This window comes from Pontibacter sp. GD13, assembly GCF_058216355.1.
Window position 1 is genome coordinate 106,770 of sequence record NZ_JBYZMQ010000006.1, and the last position, 18,373, is coordinate 125,142.

Genomic DNA, 18,373 nt, shown 5'->3' on the forward strand with positions numbered 1-18,373 from the left:
TCAGTTGACAGGTAAAAGCTATACCTAGAAACAGTAAAGCCAGCAGATATACTTTGCTGGCTTTACTGTGCTGAAGAGGGTCTTCTTTCCCCTTAAAAAGGCGAATCGAGGTCGGGCAGCGTGGTTAGCACCTCGTCTTTGGGCGAAACAAACGGCTCCGCAATTCCCCAGTCTATACCAAGTGCCGGATCATTCCAAAGAATGCCGCCCTCAGCGGTAGGCTCATAAAAATCGGTGCACTTGTACAGGAAGGTAGTATTATCCTCCAGCGCAACAAAGCCATGGGCAAAACCCTTCGGAATCCAGAACTGGTTGTGTTTTTCCGCATCCAGCACACAAGCCACATGCTGCCCGAAAGTCGGGGAATCTTTGCGCAGGTCCACAGCCACATCAAGGGCTTTACCGGTGCTTACCCGCACCAGCTTCCCCTGCGCATAAGGCGGCTTCTGGAAGTGTAGTCCGCGTAAAACTCCTTTTTTAGATACCGACTGGTTATCTTGTACAAAATTGGGTTGTATGCCGAAAGGCGCAAACCACTTCTCGCTGTAGGTCTCTAAAAAATAGCCTCTGTCGTCTCTAAATACGCGTGGGGTAAACTCAATCAATCCTTCTATATGAAATAGCTTATGATCCATGTAAAGTAGGGTGCTTACTATATTTTTATACTATATATTTATACTTCAAAGCGCTTCCATAACGCTGATCAGGAGAAGCTACCGTTTATTTTCGCAGCTTCCCAAGCACTTCATCAGAGCTACACGCTTACCTGGTTGCTTACCTCCTCTATGGCGTGCAGGTACTTTTGTATCACGATTTTATCATCGAAGCGGCTGACGGCTATCTGCCTGCTGGCCTGCCCCATGCGCTTGAGGTCGGGGGTGCTGAGTTGCAGCAGTTGCATCATTTTAGCGGCCAGGTCTTCTACGCTGCGTGCCTGGCAGAGCAAGCCGTTCACGCCATCCTGCACCACCTCGCGGCAGCCCGGTACGTTGGTGGCCACCATCGGCTTGCCCATGGCCGCGGCCTCCAAAAGCGTTCTGGGTGTGCCTTCGCGGTACGAGGGCAGCACCACACAATCGGCCTCCGCCAATCTGCTGGCCACATCGTCGGTGGTACCCAGGTAGGCTAACACGCCCGTGGCCAGCCACTCTTCTAACTTATGTTGTTTGATACCGGAGCGGCTCCGCTCATCTACCTGGCCCAGCAACTGGCACTTCACATGCGGGAAGCGCTGCTGCACCAGCTTGCTGGCCTGCACAAACTCCACAATTCCCTTGTCGTAGAGCACCCGCGCTACCATTAAAAAAGTGAACTGCTCGTTTCGTTTAAAATCATCGGCGGGCACAAATTTTTGCAGGTCGATGCCTGAGCCTGGCAGCACCTCCGTTTTGCCGGCGCTCACCAGTTTGTTGCGCAAGAAAAGGCGCCGGTCGTCCTGGTTCTGGAAAAAAACCTTCGCCGGATACTGAAACGCGAATTTGTAGAGCTTTAAGGCAATGGCAGAAACGTAATCTCTGGTGATGAAGACCGTGCCCAACCCTGACACATTGTTGATAGCGGGCACGCCTGCCCAATGCGCGGCAAGGGACCCATAAATATTTGGTTTGATGGTGTAGTGCAGCACCATGTCCGGCTTTACCTGCCTGTAAGTGGTAAACAGCCGCCAGGCCAGGAGCATGTCCTTGAACGGGTTGGTGCCTTTTTCCATTTCTAACGGCACAAACTCACAACCAGCCTCCACCAACCTGTCGGCATAGGCGTCGTGGGGGGCAATGGCAATCACCTCATGCCCTTCTGCCAGCAAGGCCTTTATCAGGCTTAACCGGAAGTTGTAGATATTCCAGGAAGTGTTTATGACAATGGCAATGCGCATAATAGCTCTCTCGGCAGGCAAAGATACAGTTCTTTAGGTCATTTTCTAAGTTAGCCTTTTAGCAGCGGCATCAGAAAAATTAAAGTAAATTGCAGCCGCGCGAAAACCACTTGCCGGCTGATGTGTGGCACCTCCCCCACGCCTTCCATAAAATAGGCCTGGCTTGGCAGGAAAAACAGGTGTTAACAACAAAAGCCGCTGGGGCCGTATAAGTGTAATCGAGCATGCCTGCGGCTTGGTGCGTGGCCTTGGCCAAAAATGGGCCAAACAGGCAGCACCTGCAGCCGCAGCTTTAACCACCACGCTTAATAAACAATTAATGGGCAAAAAGAAATACTACGACACCGCCAAACCACGCGAAACCGCCGTGCTGGTTTCGGTGCCTGGCTACCGCCAAACCGACGAGCAAACCACCGAGTATTTGGATGAACTTGCATTTTTGACTGAAACCGCCGGGGCAGATTCTATAAAGCGCTTTGTGCAGAAACTAGACAAACCCGACCGGTCTACTTTTGTGGGAAGCGGAAAGCTGGACGAGATAAACGCCTATGTGAAGGAGCACGAGATCGACATGGTGATCTTTGACGACGACCTGAGCCCCTCGCAGGTGCGCAACATAGAGCGCGAGCTGCAGGTAAAGATCGTGGACCGCAGTCTGCTGATCCTGGACATTTTCGCTTTGCGCGCCAAGACGGCACAGGCACACGCACAGGTAGAAATAGCCCAGTACCAGTACCTGCTGCCACGCCTCACCAACCTCTGGACGCACCTTTCAAAGCAAAAAGGAGGCATCGGCATGAAGGGGCCCGGTGAGACGGAGATCGAGACTGACCGCCGAATTGTGCGCGAAAAGATATCGTTGCTGAAGGAGCGTCTCAAAAAATTTGAGAAGCAGAACTTTGAGCAGCGCAAAGCCCGCGCAGGCATTGTGCGCGTGGCGCTGGTGGGCTATACCAACGTAGGCAAGTCCACGATCATGAACCTGCTGTCTAAGTCAGAGGTGTTTGCGGAGAACAAGCTGTTTGCCACCGTTGATGCCACTGTGCGCAAGGTGGTGTTCGACAACGTGCCCTTCCTGCTTTCCGATACAGTGGGTTTCATCCGCAAGCTCCCCACCAAACTGATCGAGTCGTTTAAATCCACGCTGGATGAGATTCGAGAGGCCGACCTATTGCTGCACGTGGTGGATGTGTCGCACCCTTCTTTTGAGGAACAGATTGCCGTGGTAAACGAAACGCTGAAAGACATAAACGCAGCCGACAAGCCGGTGCTGCTGATCTTTAATAAGATTGACCAGTACCTGGAGCAGCGGGAGCTGGAGTTGAAGGAGGAGGAAGCCGATGTGCGCCCCTCCATCGCCGACCTGAAAGCCACTTACATGGCCAAAGAGCACGCTCCCGCCCTCTTTATTTCAGCCACCAACAAGCTAAACATCGAAGAGTTGCGCGAAGAACTGCACCGCCGGGTAGAAGCGCTGCATCTGGAGCGCTATCCGAACAACGTTTAGCGCACTAAGCTGCAAGTATAAGTTAAAAGGAGCCGCATGCGTGTGGCTCCTTTTTTGTTTCCCCCTTGCCATCGGGGCCAGTTCCGGCACGTTAGCACAACAAATTAGCCTTAGTTACAGTAAGTAGCAGAGCCACCCTTGTTGCTTGTTCAACATGGGTTCGGTTGCGAAAACTGAATTAATATGAAAACGCTATATATTCTCAGACATGCAAAATCGAGCTGGAAGTTTGATGAACTCAGTGACCATGACCGTCCTCTGAAAAAACGCGGACGCAAGGACGCACAGCTTATGGGCCAGGAACTGGCTGGCCGCGGCGCCAAGCCTGATATGATCGTATCAAGTTCAGCGGTGCGAGCGATCTCAACGGCTACCCTGGTAGCTAAAGAAATTGACTACGATGCCGATGCTATTGTGATAAGCGACGAGGTGTATGGCGCTGGCAAAGAAGAATTGCTAGATGTGGTGAAATCTACACCCAACGAAGTGAGGCACCTGATGCTGATAGGCCACAACGAAGCCATCTCTGACTTTGCCAACATGCTTACCGTGGATCATATCGCCAGCTTACCCACCCTGGGCGTTGCTGCGCTTGAGTTTAACTGCGACAAATGGAGTGATATCCGGAAGGAAAACGCAAAGCTGCTTTTTTACGATTTCCCTAAAAACTACAAGTAACCCTTACCCTGCGTTTTACCTGGCGCACATTTGCCCCGTGCCGCATAGCTCGGCAAAGGTACCACGCACATTCCCGCACAAATGGACAAACCAACCAAATCAGAGCAAGAAAACACCCCGGAGCTACCCCTGATCAACAGGGAGCTGAGCTGGCTTGCTTTCAACTACAGGGTACTGCAAGAGGCCAAAGACAAGCGTGTGCCCCTGCTGGAGCGCATTAAGTTCATGGCCATCTTCTCCTCTAACCTGGATGAGTACTTTAAAGTGCGCGTAGCCACCCTGAAGCGCCTGATCAAGCTAAAGAAAAAAACACGCCAGAAACTGGATGAAGACCCTGCCGAAACCCTGGGCCTGGTGATAAAAGAAGTACGCCGCCAGCAGGAGGAATTCGGAAGCGTTTTCCGGGACGGCATACTGGCCGACCTGCGGGAACACGACATCCACATGCTCACCGAAAACGAGCTGAATAAAACGCAGCAGACGTGGGTTACCAAGTACTTTCAGAAACAGCTGGCGCCTCTGTTGCTTCCCATTATCCTGGATGCGACTGAAACACACCTGTTCCTGAAAGACCAAACAGTATACCTGGGCATTATGATGCAGGGCCCCAAAGAGGGGGAGTTAAAGCCAAAGCGCTTTGCCATGCTTGAAATTCCAACCAAGAAGCACGGGGGCCGCTTTGTAAAACTGCCCACCGTGAAGGGGCACCGGTATGTGATGTTCGTGGACGATGTGATCCGCTTCTGCCTGCCCGCCATGTTCCCGCAGTACACCTTGTTTGATGCCCATGCCGTAAAGGTATCGCGCGATGCCGAGTTGGATATTGAGGAGGAGGTTTCGGGCAACCTGATGGCCAAGATCAGAAAGAGCCTGAAAAAGCGCGAGACAGGTTACCCCGCCAGGCTCCTTTATGACCCTGAAACCCCGCAGGAACTACTGGACCGCATGATGGTGCACACCGCTATAACAGAAGACGAACTTGTGGAGGGCAGCAAATACCACAACTTCCGCGACTTCTTTCATTTCCCGGATTTTAACCTGCCCGACCTGAAGTATGTTCCGCAACCCACCCTGGTGCACACCCAACTTGAAAAGGAGCCCAGCTTGCTGGCGGCCATGAAAAAGAGAGACTACCTGGTACACTATCCCTACCAGTCCTTTGAGTACGTGCTCCGCCTGTTTAACGAGGCTGCCGAAGACCCCAAAGTGACAGCCATGAGCGCCACCTTGTACCGGGTAGCCGAAAAATCGGCTATTGCCAAGGCCCTGGTGAAGGCCGCTAAGAACGGGAAAATGGTAACAGTAGTGGTAGAGTTGAAAGCCCGTTTTGATGAGGAGTCGAATATCTTTTGGGCGGGCAAGCTGCAGAAGGCTGGCGCCAACGTAATCTTTGGCCTCCCGGATTTAAAAGTACACTCCAAACTGGGTCTGATAACCCGCAACGAAAAAGGCAAACTGATTAACTACGCCTACCTGAGCACTGGAAACTACAACGAAGACACCTCTAAAATATACGCCGACCACGCCTTGTTCACTGCCGATCCGCGCCTGACAAAGGACATGGAGCAGGTGTTCGAGTTCTTTATTGACCGGCAACCCGACAAGGAGTTCAAACACCTGTTGGTAGCCCCCATTAACATGCGCCAGAGCTTCGTGAAGATGATAGACCGGGAGATCAGGCATGCTAAAAAGGGTTTACCCGCCCGCATGATCCTGAAGATGAACGCGCTGCAGGACGAGCGCATGATCAAGAAACTTTATACTGCCAGCCAGGCTGGCGTGCAAGTCGATCTGCTTGTGCGGGGCATTTGCTGCCTGCAGCCTGGGGTGCCCGGCATTAGCGATAACATAACGGTCAGGAGCATTGTGGACCGGTACCTGGAGCATGCACGGGTTTACATTTTCCATAACAACGGCCAGGAGGAATACTACATCGCTTCCGCCGACTGGATGACACGCAACCTGAACCGGCGGGTGGAAGTCGCTTTTCCACTTTACCAGGAAGACCTTAAGGCAGAGGTCAGGAACCTGATTGATTTCCAGCTAACCGACGACATGAAATCGCGCACCGTTGACAATGCTTACGTGGCGCCGTTAACCGAGGGGGCACATGTGCGCTCGCAGTACGAGAGCTATGCATACCTGCTTGGCCAGGTACCAGAGGGCATGCCCGCCGCCTGTGAAAATCAGGCCTGATAGCCCATGCCTCCAGTTTTTATACCTGAAAGCCGGCTGTTTACTAGCAAACAGCCGGTTTTCAAGTGTAAATTTTAAAGTATGAAAACAAATGTATTATCGCTTCCTTTTTTCCGTAAACCTGCGGGGCGGCACCAGGTAAAGCTCCACGTTTAGGTAACCCGCACCCGCCAGGTCATTTTTGATCAAAGGATCCCTGGAGCCCACCTCATCAAAGATTCTGTGCCTGTAATACTGCCGAAAGCCGCCTTCCACGCCAACCCAGATAAAGTCGTATATTTCCCGCTCTACCCGTAGCAGCCCTTTGATATCGGTACGTCGCAACTCAATTTCACCGAACTCCTGCAACGAGGTACTGTTAGCGAATATATCGTAGCTGGCCCCCTCTAACCGGTAACCGCCGTACAGTAGGGTTTTATCGCCCAGGTTGTAACGCACCCGGGCGTTGGCCGGAAAGATAGACTCCACGCCCCATTTATCATTAAAGGTTTTATTGAACAGCACACCCGGGTAAATGCTTTGGCGGCCATACGTGTAACCCAATTGCAAACCCACACCCAGGGCATAATCGGGGGTGCGTTTCCAGCCGTAGGCCAGATCCAGATTTACCTTCAGGTAATCGGGTATACTGATGTTATCCCGGGTATAATCTCCATTTAACTCCCCTTTCACCCTTATCAGGTAAAACCTTCTGCTGTCCATGGAGTGCAGGTAGGCTATCTGCAGCCCTATGCTCTTTAAATCCTTGTCCTCTAAATAGCGGTACAGGCTGTAGGTAGATGGCGTGATCGACTCGAAGTTAAACTCCTCTGTTTTGTAGTCTACGCCAATTATCACTTTGGTCTGGGGCTTGTTTACAAGTGGGGCAAAGGCTCGCACATAAAATTTATTGTGCCGCTGCACCCTACCGCTGCCGTCGCCAATCATCGGGTCATCCGACTTGGAGTCTATGTCGAAATTGGGCAGGCGCTCATATCCTACAATAATACCGCGGCTTCTGCCCATTCCCCGCACGTTCGGGGTGGCATATTCTTCCAGTACCTCTACTTCCGGCGACTGGGCCTGCGCTTGCTGCTCCTTAAAAAATACACATACTGCAATGAGTAAAATTAGCTTTTTCATAGTCTTTGTTTTCAGTGCTGGGCCAGAAGCACAGTTTAGTTGGTGGCTTATACTTTAAATAACGACAGGCTAAAAGAAGAATCCGAAATTCAGCATCCATAGTTTATCCACTTCACCTATTGTGTAAGAGAGCGATAGGACCGAGCTGTTAAACGCTTCCACCCAAACACCTCCACCATAGCCTGTATGCAGACTACGGAAAAAAGCCTGCTTTGGGTCTTCATCCTGGTAAACCCTGCCCAGGTCTAAAAGCCCTAACACGCCTAACTTGCCCGGCGCCAGGTATAGGTCATACTTCAAAAGCTCTACCCGGGCTTCTCCGTTTGCATAAATACTGCTGCGCCCCGCAAAGCGCGTTCGCCGGTAGCCCCGCAGGTTCTCTGTTCCTCCCAGGGTTTGCGCCTGGTAAAAACGGTAATCCCCAAAATTATGCGTCGCGCCTACCCTGCCTGCCCAGGTCAGCTGAAAAGGAAAATTAGGGCTTATGTAAAAGCTGAACTCAGAGCTTATACTTGTAAAGTGCAGTTTCTCACCGCCTAACTGCTGGTTATAGCTCAAGTTGTTATACCATTTCATGCCGATGTCGGGGTTGGCCAGGGTGCCTCCCCCACCCAGCACCTCGAGGTTGGCGTAGGCCGAAATGCCCCCATAGTGCTGCACGTTAAAAGCATCTGCAACAGGGTTGTAAGTGCCAGGCAACAGGTTTCCGGCCCGTGCCTGTTTCAGCAGGAAAGTCTCCTGCCCTGGCTTGTCTGCCTTAAAGCGGTCGTAGGTGGGGCCTATGCCAATTTTCACAAATGAGCTGATATCTCTGTAAAGGGAGGTTTTAAGGGTAAGGCGCTCAAAACGAACCCGGTAAAACGCATCGTCCACGTCGGAGGCCTGCTCTGTTTCATTGCCAAGGCCATAGAAGTTGCGCTGGTACTGCGGTGCCTGCCAGTTGGCATCCAAAGCCAGGTGCCAGTTTTCCAGCACATCCCGCACATCGCTTGTATACCGGATATTAACCGACTTGGTGAGGAAAGCGTATTCCGCTTTCAGGAGATGCTCTGAGGCGTAGGGATTTTTGCGGAACTTATGTGTGCGCAGCAGCGCCCCGGCACCCAGCAGGATTCCGTCGTCCACGTTATAAGCTGCTGAGAGCCGCGGGCCCAGGTAGGGTATCTTGTAATTGTCGCGGTCGTATTGGTTCACCTCCGGGTAGGGCTGTGTCTTATCCTTGGTTTCGGAGCTGAACCGGAATTCGTTTCCTTCCTCTGTGTCGTACACAAGGGTGTGCCGCTTCAGTCCGCTCACATGCGAAGAGTCTATGATCACATCCTTGTCGCCGCCGCCAATGATGCGCACCACAATACTCTTGTCCACATTGCCCGAAACCACGAACTGGTCCTGCCCATCCATGCCATAAAACCGGACTTCCTTGGTTTGGCTGGTAAGGAAAGTGCGGTTGTAGATCGGCTTCAGCATCTCACCTTCTTTGGAGATCTTGTAGCCCTTCACCTCCATCTCCTCATTGTTCAGCCGGTTTATCTCGAAGCGTTCGTGCTTGTCGCTTCCGGAGATATCGACATACTGTACCAGAAAGTCAAAATACTCCATGGCAGCCTGGGGCAGCTTGTCCCTTCTTGCTTTAAGCTTGGCTACAATCTCCGGCCCCGAGAGCTCCCTGATCTCGGCTGGCCATTGGCGCACGGCATCTTCTATTACGGCATCTGTCACGCTTGCCTTCATATCCGTTGCAATGCGTTGCCACTCCTCCCTGGTTACCCGCGAGGTGAGCGTGCGGTCCAGGGTCAGGCCATTTAAGTTCAGCCCGACAATGTCCCGGAACTCGTACCCAAAATTCTGCACGTTTCTTACGCCCCACTTCCGCGTGACTAACCACGGCACGAGCCCGTCGACCTTGAAAAAAGCCTGGTCACGGTCTTTTGGCACCGGCGTGTACAATTTCCCTTTATCGTCCTTTTTCTTCTCTTCTACCCAGCGCCACTGCCCTTCGTGCCGGTCCCAGTCACCGATGAGCATGTCGAAAAGGCGGGCGCGCACATAGGCAGGCTGGTCTACTTCGTTGTCGTTGTCCTGCTCAAGTTCTTCCAGCAACTTATCCGTGCCCACCAGGTTTTTGGCGAAACCAAGGCTGGCTGTTTCTTCATGGTTCTCGTCTGCATCTTCCTCCAGAAAGGCCAGTGTGTTACCAAACTCATCCCTGTATTGCCGCAGGTTGGTCGTGTTTGGGATATACACCAGTTGGGGGTTTGTGTGCAGCACCCCGGCGGCATCGGCCAACGGAGGCACGATCAGGGCCCCATAGGGGTGCTGTGCCGAAACCTGGTCCTGCAGCAGGCTGCGCGCAACTGTTTCGCGCAGGTACTCGGGCAGGGCCAGGGTGGGATCCTTATCTACTGTGCGCAGGGCATATTCTGTTGCGTCGGGGTTTCGCACTTTTAAAGAGGCCGTCTGTTTGCCTCCTCCCTTCTGATAAGGGGTTAAGCCGCCGTACACATTCTTCATATCCAGCAGAGGCACCTTTACAGGTGTTGCCCACTCCTCTCGGTAATGGTCGCCTAACAGGAGTTTACTTAACCCTCTGGTTTTGTAATCGGGGTTGGCCGCCAGGGTAATGGAACTGTCGGCGTAAGGGGTTTTGTCCTGTACAAACGGTACTTCTTTACGGGGCTTCTTGTCGTAAACGCGTGTTCTGTAAGCCACCTTACCGGATTCTCCTTTGCCTTCGGGCACCCAGAACTCGGTCCAGACTTCCCCATTCTCGTAGTAAAGCAGTTTTGCAAAGCCCTTTACCGACTGAATGTAATTGGTGTAGTCGCCTCCCTCCTTCAGGTACTGCGTTTTACAGCCGGAGCCGCTCACAATCAAGGGGATGTCGTTATACTCAAAGTACTCCAGCCCGTGCTCGTGCCCGGCGGCATACACGATGTTGTCGTATTTTGAGAAGATATTGGTTAGTCCTTCAATATAGGCCTGGTAGCGCGGGTGCGGAATATCCTGCAGGATACCGCCATACTTCCTGGCAAAGGGGTAGATAGAGCCTATAACCGGGAATGGGAAATACATCCAGTCGCGGAGCATTGTAAGCGGAAAAAGGTGATCGGTAAGCGTAAAAAAGCCCCCGTGGTTGCCGCGGGTTACCAGCGGATGGTGGCCGACCACCAGAATATCACTCCCGCTGTTTTTCTCGATAATGTCTTCTAACTGCAGCAGGAACTCTACCTCTGTTGCAGCGCCACAACTGCTGTTGTCGCCGTAGGGGCGGTTATAGGGATGCAACCACCATTCCGAGTCCACGGCAATCAGCACCAGGTCGTCGCTGATCTTCACCTCGTATGGGCCAGGACAACCGTTGCCGGGCACATAAAAGTCGCTACCTACTATGATGTTTTCGTCGGTCAGGTACTCGTTCACATAGCGCTCTTCCCGCACCACGGCGTCTATCCCACCACGACCACTGTGGTTCCAGTCATGGTTCCCGGGAATCATGTATTTCTCGCCGGGGTAGCCTTTCAGAATATCCAGCTGTGCGTTCAGGCGCTTTTCTGACACTTCGCGGTCAAACCTGTCAACAGGCGGCAAACCGTTGTAATACACGTTATCCCCCAGGAAAACAGTGGCACTCTGCATGCCTGCCTCTTGCATTTGTTTGCGCATCAGGATCAGGGAGGGTTCCCCGGTTTCCAGGTTTGGTGCCCCCACGTCGCCGATCAGGAATACGGTATACAGTAGTCTGCTTTGTTGGTTGGGTGCATCCTTTTCCCATTCGAGGCCTTTGCCACTATAGTAGGGCTCCGTAGACACACAACTTACCAATAGCAGAATGGGCAATAGCAGCCAGCCGTGCCTATGGCCTGCCTGATATTGTTTGAGTAGTTTTTTAACCATATATTTTATCATACGCTTCCGCTGCACGGCCAGGTCCAGCACACCGGAATAATATCTTTATGCCCCAGGGGTTCGTGTCCCCGACAGCGTGCAGAATAGGGCAATATGTTTTTTTGATGACACAAGACAGTGCAGTGGCGAAACCGGGGCTCTCTCCAGCTGCTTCACGCCACCTGGGTGAGCGGCGGGATCGGAATTGATAAACGAGAGGAAATTGGTTTTAGTTGTTCCCGATAAAGGCAGGCGTTCCCACACCCGTTAAGAGCTGCTTAACTAACAAAAAGCCATTTTCCATCGTAACCGCAGAGACATGTGCATCTTGTACATTATACTTTACGCTGGGTAAGAGCAAGTTTTTTTGCCCCGCAGTACAAATACTATGAAAGACGATAAAATTGTAAAGCAGGCCAGTGAGTTTGTCTTCAGGCTTTTTAAGGAGAACCTCTCCCAGAAGCTTGTTTACCATAACTATAAACACACCTTCGAAACCGCTGCAGAAGCGGAGGAGTTGGGGAAGCTGAGTGAACTGCCGGAGGATGAGCTGCAGGACCTGCTGCTGGCTGCCTGGTTCCACGATACCGGTTACTTAAATACGTACACAGGGCATGAGGAGGAAAGTATAAAAATTGCAGCGGAATGGCTTCAGAAAAGGGAGTATCCGCAGGAGCGCATCCAGCGAATCAGCGATATTATCAGCGCCACCAAACACAAGCAGGAACCGGAAGGCCTTTTGCAGGAGCTGATGGTGGACGCCGATATGGCAAACATTGGCAAGGAAACCTTTTTTGCCAACGCGGAACTGCTACGGGTAGAGTGGGAAATTTTTAAGGACCAGTTTTTCTCTAACCCGGAATGGGCACAATTCCAGATGGATTTCCTACTGTCCACTACCTTCCACACGCTACAGGCGCAGCGCAAGTTCGCAAGCCAGTTAGGCATAAACATACAGGAGCAACGCAGCCTCTTGGAAAAAGAATCGAAGAAAAAAAAGAAGTCGGATAAGAAGCAGCGCGAAACACTGGCCCAGCCCAAGCGCGGCATCGAAACCATGTTCCGCAACACCTACCGTACGCATCTTGACCTGAGCGGCATGGCAGACAATAAGGCGAACATGATGATCAGTATCAACGCCATCATTCTCTCTGTTGTGATCACGTACCTGAGTGCCAAATCATCTGTTACGGGCACCGAGTTTGCACAGCACCGAACACTCATCATACCCATTGGCATGCTTCTGCTCACTACACTGGGGTCTATTGTGTTTGCTATCATTTCGGCACAGCCCGAGATAACAAGCTTTGCTTTTAACAAAAACAGGATCAACAGCCGTAAAGTAAACCTGCTCTTTTTCGGTAATTTCACTAACCTGGCCCTCGACGAGTTCCAGCATGGCATGCATGAGATCATGCGCGACAAAAAATCGCTCTACAATAACATGATCACTGATATCTACTATCTGGGCGAGGTTCTCAGACGTAAGTACAGGATCCTGCGCATCTCTTATACTATCTTTATGGTGGGTTTGGTGCTGACTGTAATTGCCTTCACCATTGCTGTTTTATACTACGGACCTTCACATTAAAAGCACTCCGACGTTATTTACTATTGTACAGTTCCGAATTTGGCTTAAATTTGTCCTGCTTACCTTTTAACAAGGCCTTGTAGTTCAACGGATAGAATAGAAGTTTCCTAAACTTTAGATAGCAGTTCGATTCTGCTCAAGGCCACAAAGGGCACACAAATGCCGACATTTCAGATACTGATTCCTGTTTCTGAAACCTTTTATACACCTATCAGCATATACGTAAAACTATATGTTTACTCTACGCTATGAACAGACTATTGAACGTGTTACTGATTGGCGTGCTGCTTGCAGCCCCAGCTTGCAGGCAGCGCGGTCGCGAAGCAATCGAAAAGGACACCTCCCAGGCTACTGTGGCCAGCGAGACAGGTGTAGACGCCCCTCTTCCCGCCGACGTGCTGCTGGTTACCAAGCCCCTGATAAATGGGCAACTTTACACTAACCCGGCCTTTGAAAGCCAAGCTATCACAAACTTCGACACCTCGCAGCAGATACAGGTGCTGGACACCCTGCACAGTATTTTTGTTCGTGCCAGAATCAGGCAAGACTCGATTTCGATGACAGGGTATATCCCTAAAACTATACTCCCGGAAAATTAACAGTTAAGCGCCTGCACTAGTAAAATACGGTTTCCTGCAGCAGTGTTTTATCAGCCTGCCCCTTCACCACCATTCTCACCTGCACCGGTTTTTTTGTCCAGTCAAACTGCAGTATTCCAAAGTTCAGTTCTTTTACCAATTTGCCTACCCTAAAGCGGTTAGGCTCCACCTTATCGCCGCTGTACACGTGCGTCAGGCCGCTGCTTGTAATCTCGTAGAGCGGGTAGGGCATGCCCGGCAGGTTGACTTTGGAGATCTCGGCAATGTGCCGGTCCCCGCTTAGCAGTATCACGCCCTTTGCGCCCGAGGCGGCAATCAGGCGTAGCAGGCGTTCGCGCGATGCCGGAAAGTTATCCCACTTCTCATACGCCTGCTCCTGTGGAAGCACCTGAATGCCGTTGCCGATCAAGTTAATAGATGCCTTGCTATTCCGGAGTTCCTCCTCCAGCCAGGCCCATTGCGCCTCTCCCAGTATATCGCCGGTCTTGTTTACCTGGTACACCCCATTAATGCGCGCCAGGGAGTCGCGGTGATAGCGGCTGTCCAGTAGGATAACCTTTACCTGCTTCCCCGCCGGGCCGTAGGTATGCGCGCTGTACACCCCCTCCTGCTCCCGACGCGGGCTGGTGGCCGGCTCGCCTATAAAGTCCCAGAAAAGTTGCTCGCTCTCCTGCTTCTTGGCATACTCTTTACCGGCGTCGTTTTTCCCGTAGTCATGATCATCCCAAACACCGATTATCTTTGTGTTGGCCTGGAGTTGCTGATAGCCGGGCTCCTGCAGCACCATGTTATACTTGCGCTGCAGCACTGCCATGGTATCGGAGTCGCCGTAAATGTTATCGCCCAGCCAGACCCAGACATCCGGTTGGTTGTGGTTAATTGCCGACCAAAGCACCTGCGGCAGGTCCTGGCGGTTGCAGGAGCCGAACGCCAGTGTTTTGATCGGCTCTGCCGTAACAGCGGACGACGCAGTGTTGGGCTGCCGGCAGGCGGCCAATAAAAGCAGCGGCCCAACAAGTAGTTTTAGAAGTTGTTTGGTGTGCATGTCGTTTTTAAAAGGTCTTTTCTTTTACCAAATATACAGAAACTGCCTTTACCCATAAGCAAGTTGGCCAATAGCTTTTCAACGCAAAAAGGCGGCAACCTTATTATAAAGTTGCCGCCTTTTTGCGTTGAGATGTTGAAATACTACTTAATTACTACTCTGCGCACAGAGCTGAAATTGTCCGTTTCGAGTTTAATGTAGTAAAGCCCCTTCGCTTTTCCGCTCAGGTCTATTGTTTTAGAAAACTGCCCTTCCACCCGGGTCAACGTTTCGTGGTAAATCTCGTTACCGATAACGTTTATAATGCGCAGTTCCGCTTTTTTAGCTGACAGGTTAGCAATAGAGATGGTGAATACGCCATTGCTCGGATTCGGGTAAATAGCCAGCTCCTTGTCGTCTTGTTCCTGCACCTGTACCTTCTCTGCTACCACAGACTGGCCTACCACAGGGGTTCTAGCCTGTGCCTGCGTTAAGAGCACCGAAGTACAAGCTAAAAGGGTAAGTATAAATTTTTTCATATATCGTAAATCGCGTAAAGTCCTGGTTCAAAATTACAAAAGTCGTTCCACTTATTATGAACGACTGAAAATTTAATTTGTTCTTGTATTTTACACAATAAAACAGTGGTATTCACTAACTTTTCAGAATTTAATTTGTACTTAAAGTATATACATAAAACTTATATTTAGTTGGAGGACATAATAATCGCAGGAGGTGGCCTGGCAGGGCTCACCAGCGCCCTTGGCCTGGCGCGGGCGGGTTTGTCGGTTACGGTAATTGAGAAAAAAACCTACCCCTTTCACAGGGTGTGTGGGGAGTATATATCCAATGAGGTGCTGCCTTACCTCCGCTGGCTGGGCGTGGATGTCGGCTCGCTGAAGCCTGCCCGCATCACGCATTTTCTGCTTTCCTCGCCCAAAGGCAAAACCCTGGAAGCACGCCTGGACATGGGCGGCTTCGGGATCAGCCGCTTTACTTTAGATCATCACCTGTACCAACTGGGGCAAAAGCAGGGCGTAAAGTTTAAGCTGCAAAGCACCGTGCAGCAAGTTGACTTTGCCGATGATGCCTTTACAGTGCACCTGAGCGGAGGAGAACAGCTCCAGGCCCGCGTCGTGTTGGGCGCCTATGGCAAGCGCAGCACCCTGGACCGCCAGCTGGAACGCCGCTTTTTCAAATCCCGATCACCTTACATTGGCGTTAAATACCACCTCAAGTATCCTTTTCAACCCAATGGCCAGATCGCCCTTCATAACTTCACAGATGGCTACGCCGGCATCTCCGCCATCGAGAACGAGCAGTCTTGTTTCTGTTACCTGACTACACGCCAGAATTTACGGCAGCATGGCACCATTCCTAAAATGGAACAGGCGCTATTGTACCAAAACCCGCACCTGCGCCACATCTTTCAGGAAGCCGAGTTTCTGTACGAACAGCCCGAGGTGATCAACGAAATATCCTTTGCCACCAAAACGTGTGTCGAGAACCACATGCTGATGTGCGGCGACGCTGCAGGCATGATCACGCCGCTGTGCGGCAACGGTATGGCCATGGCCATGCATGCAGGCAAGTTGGCAACCGATCAGGTTATCCGTTTTTTTAAGGAGGGTTACAGCCGCAGCGAGATGGAACAGGGTTACCGCCAGGCCTGGTATAGGAAGTTTGCCAGGCGCCTGCAAACCGGCCGCACGGTGCAGCAACTGTTCGGGCACCCGCTGCTCTCTGAAGTGGCAGTAGGCACGCTCCGGTTCCTGCCGCCTGCCGTGCGCCTGATCATGCAGCAAACCCACGGACAGCCCTTTTAAGCTTGGTGCTGCTTGTGCAGGCTATATCCATTATGCCCCAGCATGCGTACGTAGCCATACCCATTGCCTGTACGTATAGCATGGCAGCTTCAGAACCTTCCTGCCTGCTGGCTGTTCTTCTCAAACCCGATACTGGGCACGTACTACAAGGAACAAGAAACGCACCTTACCACATGAAAAGCTACATTTGCGCCATAGGCACTGCAAACCCACCCTTCAAGATCCCTCAGATGCAGATAGCCGATTTTATGGCCAAGGCTTTGCAGTTTGATGCGCCACACACCCGCAAGCTGAAAGCACTTTACAGGCTGTCGGGCATCGGACAGCGCTACAGCGTGCTGGAGGATTATACCCTGGAAAACGGCGACTTCACTTTTTTCCCAAACACCCCTACGCTGGAGCCTTTCCCCACAGTGCAACAGCGCATGGAGCTTTACCGAAAACATGCCGTTGAGCTGTCAGAAAATGCAGTGCGCAACTGCCTGGAAAGCTCTGCTGTTGCCCTGCCCGAGCTCACGCACCTGATCACGGTTAGCTGCACGGGCATGTACGCCCCCGGCCTGGACATTGAACTGGTGGAGCGCCTGCAGCTCTCTACTTCGGTGCAGCGCACTGCCGTGAACTTTATGGGTTGTTACGCCGCCTTTAACGCCATTAAACTGGCCGACGCCATTTGCAAGGCTACTCCGGAGGCCAAGGTGATGCTGGTATGCACCGAGATCTGCACCATCCATTTCCAGAAACACGCCGAGCAGGACCACCTGGTATCAAACGCTTTGTTTGGGGATGGGGCCGCAGCGGTGCTCATGCAGGGGCAGCCTTGCCCGGATGTGAGCCTGGAATTACAGTCGTTCCACTGCGACCTGGCGCCCGCCGGCAAGCGCGACATGGCCTGGCACATCGGCGACACCGGCTTTGAGATGACACTCTCCTCCTATGTGCCCGACCTGATCAAAAAAGGGATAAAAGAGCTTACCGACAGGTTGCTGCAGGGGCTTAAAACCAAGATCTCTGAAATTAACCTGTTTGCCATACACCCCGGCGGCAGGCGCATACTGGAGGTGATAGAGCAGGAACTGGGCATGACCCGCGACGACAACCGCTTCGCCTACCAGGTGCTGCGCGAGTTCGGAAACATGTCGTCGGCCACGGTGCTGTTTGTTTTAAAGGAACTGATGGATACCCTTACCCTGCAGGAGCAAAACGAGCCGGTGCTGAGTTTTGCCTTCGGCCCCGGCCTTACCCTGGAATCGATGCTGTTAAAAGTGCATTATGCTGAAGCTACGGTCTAACGAGCTCGAATTGATGGACGACCTGACCCTGTCAGGGGAAGAGCTGCGCCAGAACCTGCAAGAGCTGGAGGTGATCAACCATTGGCTCGGGGGGTATAAAGTAGTGTTGGATGCGCTGGAAAAGTTAGATGTGCCCCAAAACCATACCTTACGCATAGCCGACATTGGCTGCGGCGGCGGCGACACGCTGCGAAGTATTGCCCTGTGGGCCCGGCGCAAAAAGATCAACGTGACGCTGGAAGGCATCGATGCCAACGATTTTATGGTGCAGTACGCCCGAAAGCGCTGCCAGGATTTTCCGGAGATCAGCATTACCCGGCACGACGTATTTTCGAGGGTTTTTGCCACGCAGCAGTACGATGTAGTGGTGTGCAGCCTGTTCTGTCATCATTTCACCGACGTGCAGCTAACGCAGCTATTCCAGTTGTTTTACAGGCAGGTGAGCACAGCCGTCATCATCAACGACCTGCACCGGCACTGGCTGGCGTATTATTCCATCAAGTATATTACGGCGGCTTTCTCGAACTCGCGGTTGGTAAAGAACGACGCCCCGCTTTCGGTTTGGCGCGCCTTCAAACGCCACGAGCTGGAGCAGCTGGTACGGCAGGCAGGAATCAAAAAGTATACGTTGAAATGGATGTGGGCCTTCAGGTGGCAGTTGGTGTTGCAGAAGCCTTGAAACAGGCAGCTCCTTCGTTATCCTCAAGCACAGGATAGCAAGTTAGGCACAGGCAGCTGCTAAAAAAAAGTAACTGGTGCCATTTTACTTTATCGGAAAAA

General features: G+C 52.0%; 14 protein-coding genes and 1 tRNA gene. 9 read left to right on the forward strand and 6 right to left on the reverse strand.

The annotated features are described in order from the left end of the window. Window positions 1-92: 92 nt before the first annotated feature. Together rfbC and AC4BAN_RS10365 are read right to left on the reverse strand one after the other, a co-directional pair. Window positions 93-635 (reverse strand): dTDP-4-dehydrorhamnose 3,5-epimerase, encoded by a 543-nt coding sequence (gene rfbC / locus AC4BAN_RS10360; RefSeq protein ID WP_490564333.1) that lies wholly within the window; start codon window positions 633-635, stop codon window positions 93-95. A 119-nt stretch (window positions 636-754) separates the two neighbouring features. Then, entirely contained in the window at window positions 755-1,894 is a 1,140-nt protein-coding gene (locus AC4BAN_RS10365) for a glycosyltransferase family 4 protein (protein WP_490564334.1), read from the reverse strand. Between the two features lie 298 nt (window positions 1,895-2,192). Here AC4BAN_RS10365 and hflX point away from each other — a divergent pair, with 298 nt between their 5' ends. From hflX to ppk1, 3 genes are all read left to right on the forward strand, one after another. Beyond that, entirely contained in the window at window positions 2,193-3,380 is a 1,188-nt protein-coding gene (hflX, locus tag AC4BAN_RS10370) for a GTPase HflX (protein WP_490564438.1), read from the forward strand. A 183-nt stretch (window positions 3,381-3,563) separates the two neighbouring features. Further along, window positions 3,564-4,058 (forward strand): SixA phosphatase family protein, encoded by a 495-nt coding sequence (locus AC4BAN_RS10375; protein WP_490564335.1) that lies wholly within the window; start codon window positions 3,564-3,566, stop codon window positions 4,056-4,058. A gap of 81 nt (window positions 4,059-4,139) precedes the next feature. After that, complete coding sequence (gene ppk1 / locus AC4BAN_RS10380; RefSeq protein ID WP_490564336.1) at window positions 4,140-6,254, forward strand: polyphosphate kinase 1; 2,115 nt, start codon at window positions 4,140-4,142, stop codon at window positions 6,252-6,254. Between the two features lie 96 nt (window positions 6,255-6,350). On the opposite strand, the gene AC4BAN_RS10385 is transcribed toward ppk1, so the two are convergent. Both AC4BAN_RS10385 and AC4BAN_RS10390 read right to left on the reverse strand, forming a co-directional pair. Continuing rightward, complete coding sequence (locus AC4BAN_RS10385) at window positions 6,351-7,376, reverse strand: DUF6268 family outer membrane beta-barrel protein (RefSeq protein ID WP_490564337.1); 1,026 nt, start codon at window positions 7,374-7,376, stop codon at window positions 6,351-6,353. A gap of 69 nt (window positions 7,377-7,445) precedes the next feature. Beyond that, entirely contained in the window at window positions 7,446-11,270 is a 3,825-nt protein-coding gene (locus AC4BAN_RS10390; protein WP_490564338.1) for a BamA/TamA family outer membrane protein, read from the reverse strand. 379 nt (window positions 11,271-11,649) lie between these two features. Between AC4BAN_RS10390 and AC4BAN_RS10395 the strand changes: the two genes are divergently transcribed. From AC4BAN_RS10395 to AC4BAN_RS10405, 3 genes are all read left to right on the forward strand, one after another. Next, on the forward strand, window positions 11,650-12,852 hold the full coding sequence (locus tag AC4BAN_RS10395) for a Pycsar system effector family protein (RefSeq protein WP_490564339.1): 1,203 nt from the start codon (window positions 11,650-11,652) through the stop codon (window positions 12,850-12,852). 73 nt (window positions 12,853-12,925) lie between these two features. Further along, window positions 12,926-12,997, forward strand: a tRNA-Arg gene (locus AC4BAN_RS10400). Between the two features lie 103 nt (window positions 12,998-13,100). After that, window positions 13,101-13,451: a hypothetical protein gene (locus AC4BAN_RS10405; protein WP_490564340.1), complete on the forward strand. Its 351-nt coding sequence runs from the start codon at window positions 13,101-13,103 to the stop codon at window positions 13,449-13,451. Between the two features lie 16 nt (window positions 13,452-13,467). On the opposite strand, the gene AC4BAN_RS10410 is transcribed toward AC4BAN_RS10405, so the two are convergent. Further along, window positions 13,468-14,496: an alkaline phosphatase D family protein gene (locus AC4BAN_RS10410; protein ID WP_490564341.1), complete on the reverse strand. Its 1,029-nt coding sequence runs from the start codon at window positions 14,494-14,496 to the stop codon at window positions 13,468-13,470. A 143-nt stretch (window positions 14,497-14,639) separates the two neighbouring features. Continuing rightward, on the reverse strand, window positions 14,640-15,014 hold the full coding sequence (locus tag AC4BAN_RS10415) for a T9SS type A sorting domain-containing protein (protein ID WP_490564342.1): 375 nt from the start codon (window positions 15,012-15,014) through the stop codon (window positions 14,640-14,642). Window positions 15,015-15,185: 171 nt separating this feature from the next. Between AC4BAN_RS10415 and AC4BAN_RS10420 the strand changes: the two genes are divergently transcribed. The 3 genes from AC4BAN_RS10420 to AC4BAN_RS10430 all read left to right on the forward strand — a co-directional run bounded on the left by AC4BAN_RS10420 (window position 15,186) and on the right by AC4BAN_RS10430 (window position 18,272). Further along, window positions 15,186-16,301, forward strand: a complete 1,116-nt coding sequence (locus AC4BAN_RS10420; RefSeq protein WP_490564343.1) for an NAD(P)/FAD-dependent oxidoreductase — start codon at window positions 15,186-15,188, stop codon at window positions 16,299-16,301. 173 nt (window positions 16,302-16,474) lie between these two features. Continuing rightward, on the forward strand, window positions 16,475-17,593 hold the full coding sequence (locus AC4BAN_RS10425; RefSeq protein ID WP_490564344.1) for a type III polyketide synthase: 1,119 nt from the start codon (window positions 16,475-16,477) through the stop codon (window positions 17,591-17,593). Next, window positions 17,574-18,272, forward strand: a complete 699-nt coding sequence (locus tag AC4BAN_RS10430; RefSeq protein WP_490564345.1) for a methyltransferase domain-containing protein — start codon at window positions 17,574-17,576, stop codon at window positions 18,270-18,272. The genes AC4BAN_RS10425 and AC4BAN_RS10430 overlap by 20 nt, the downstream gene beginning before the upstream one ends. Window positions 18,273-18,373: the final 101 nt, after the last annotated feature.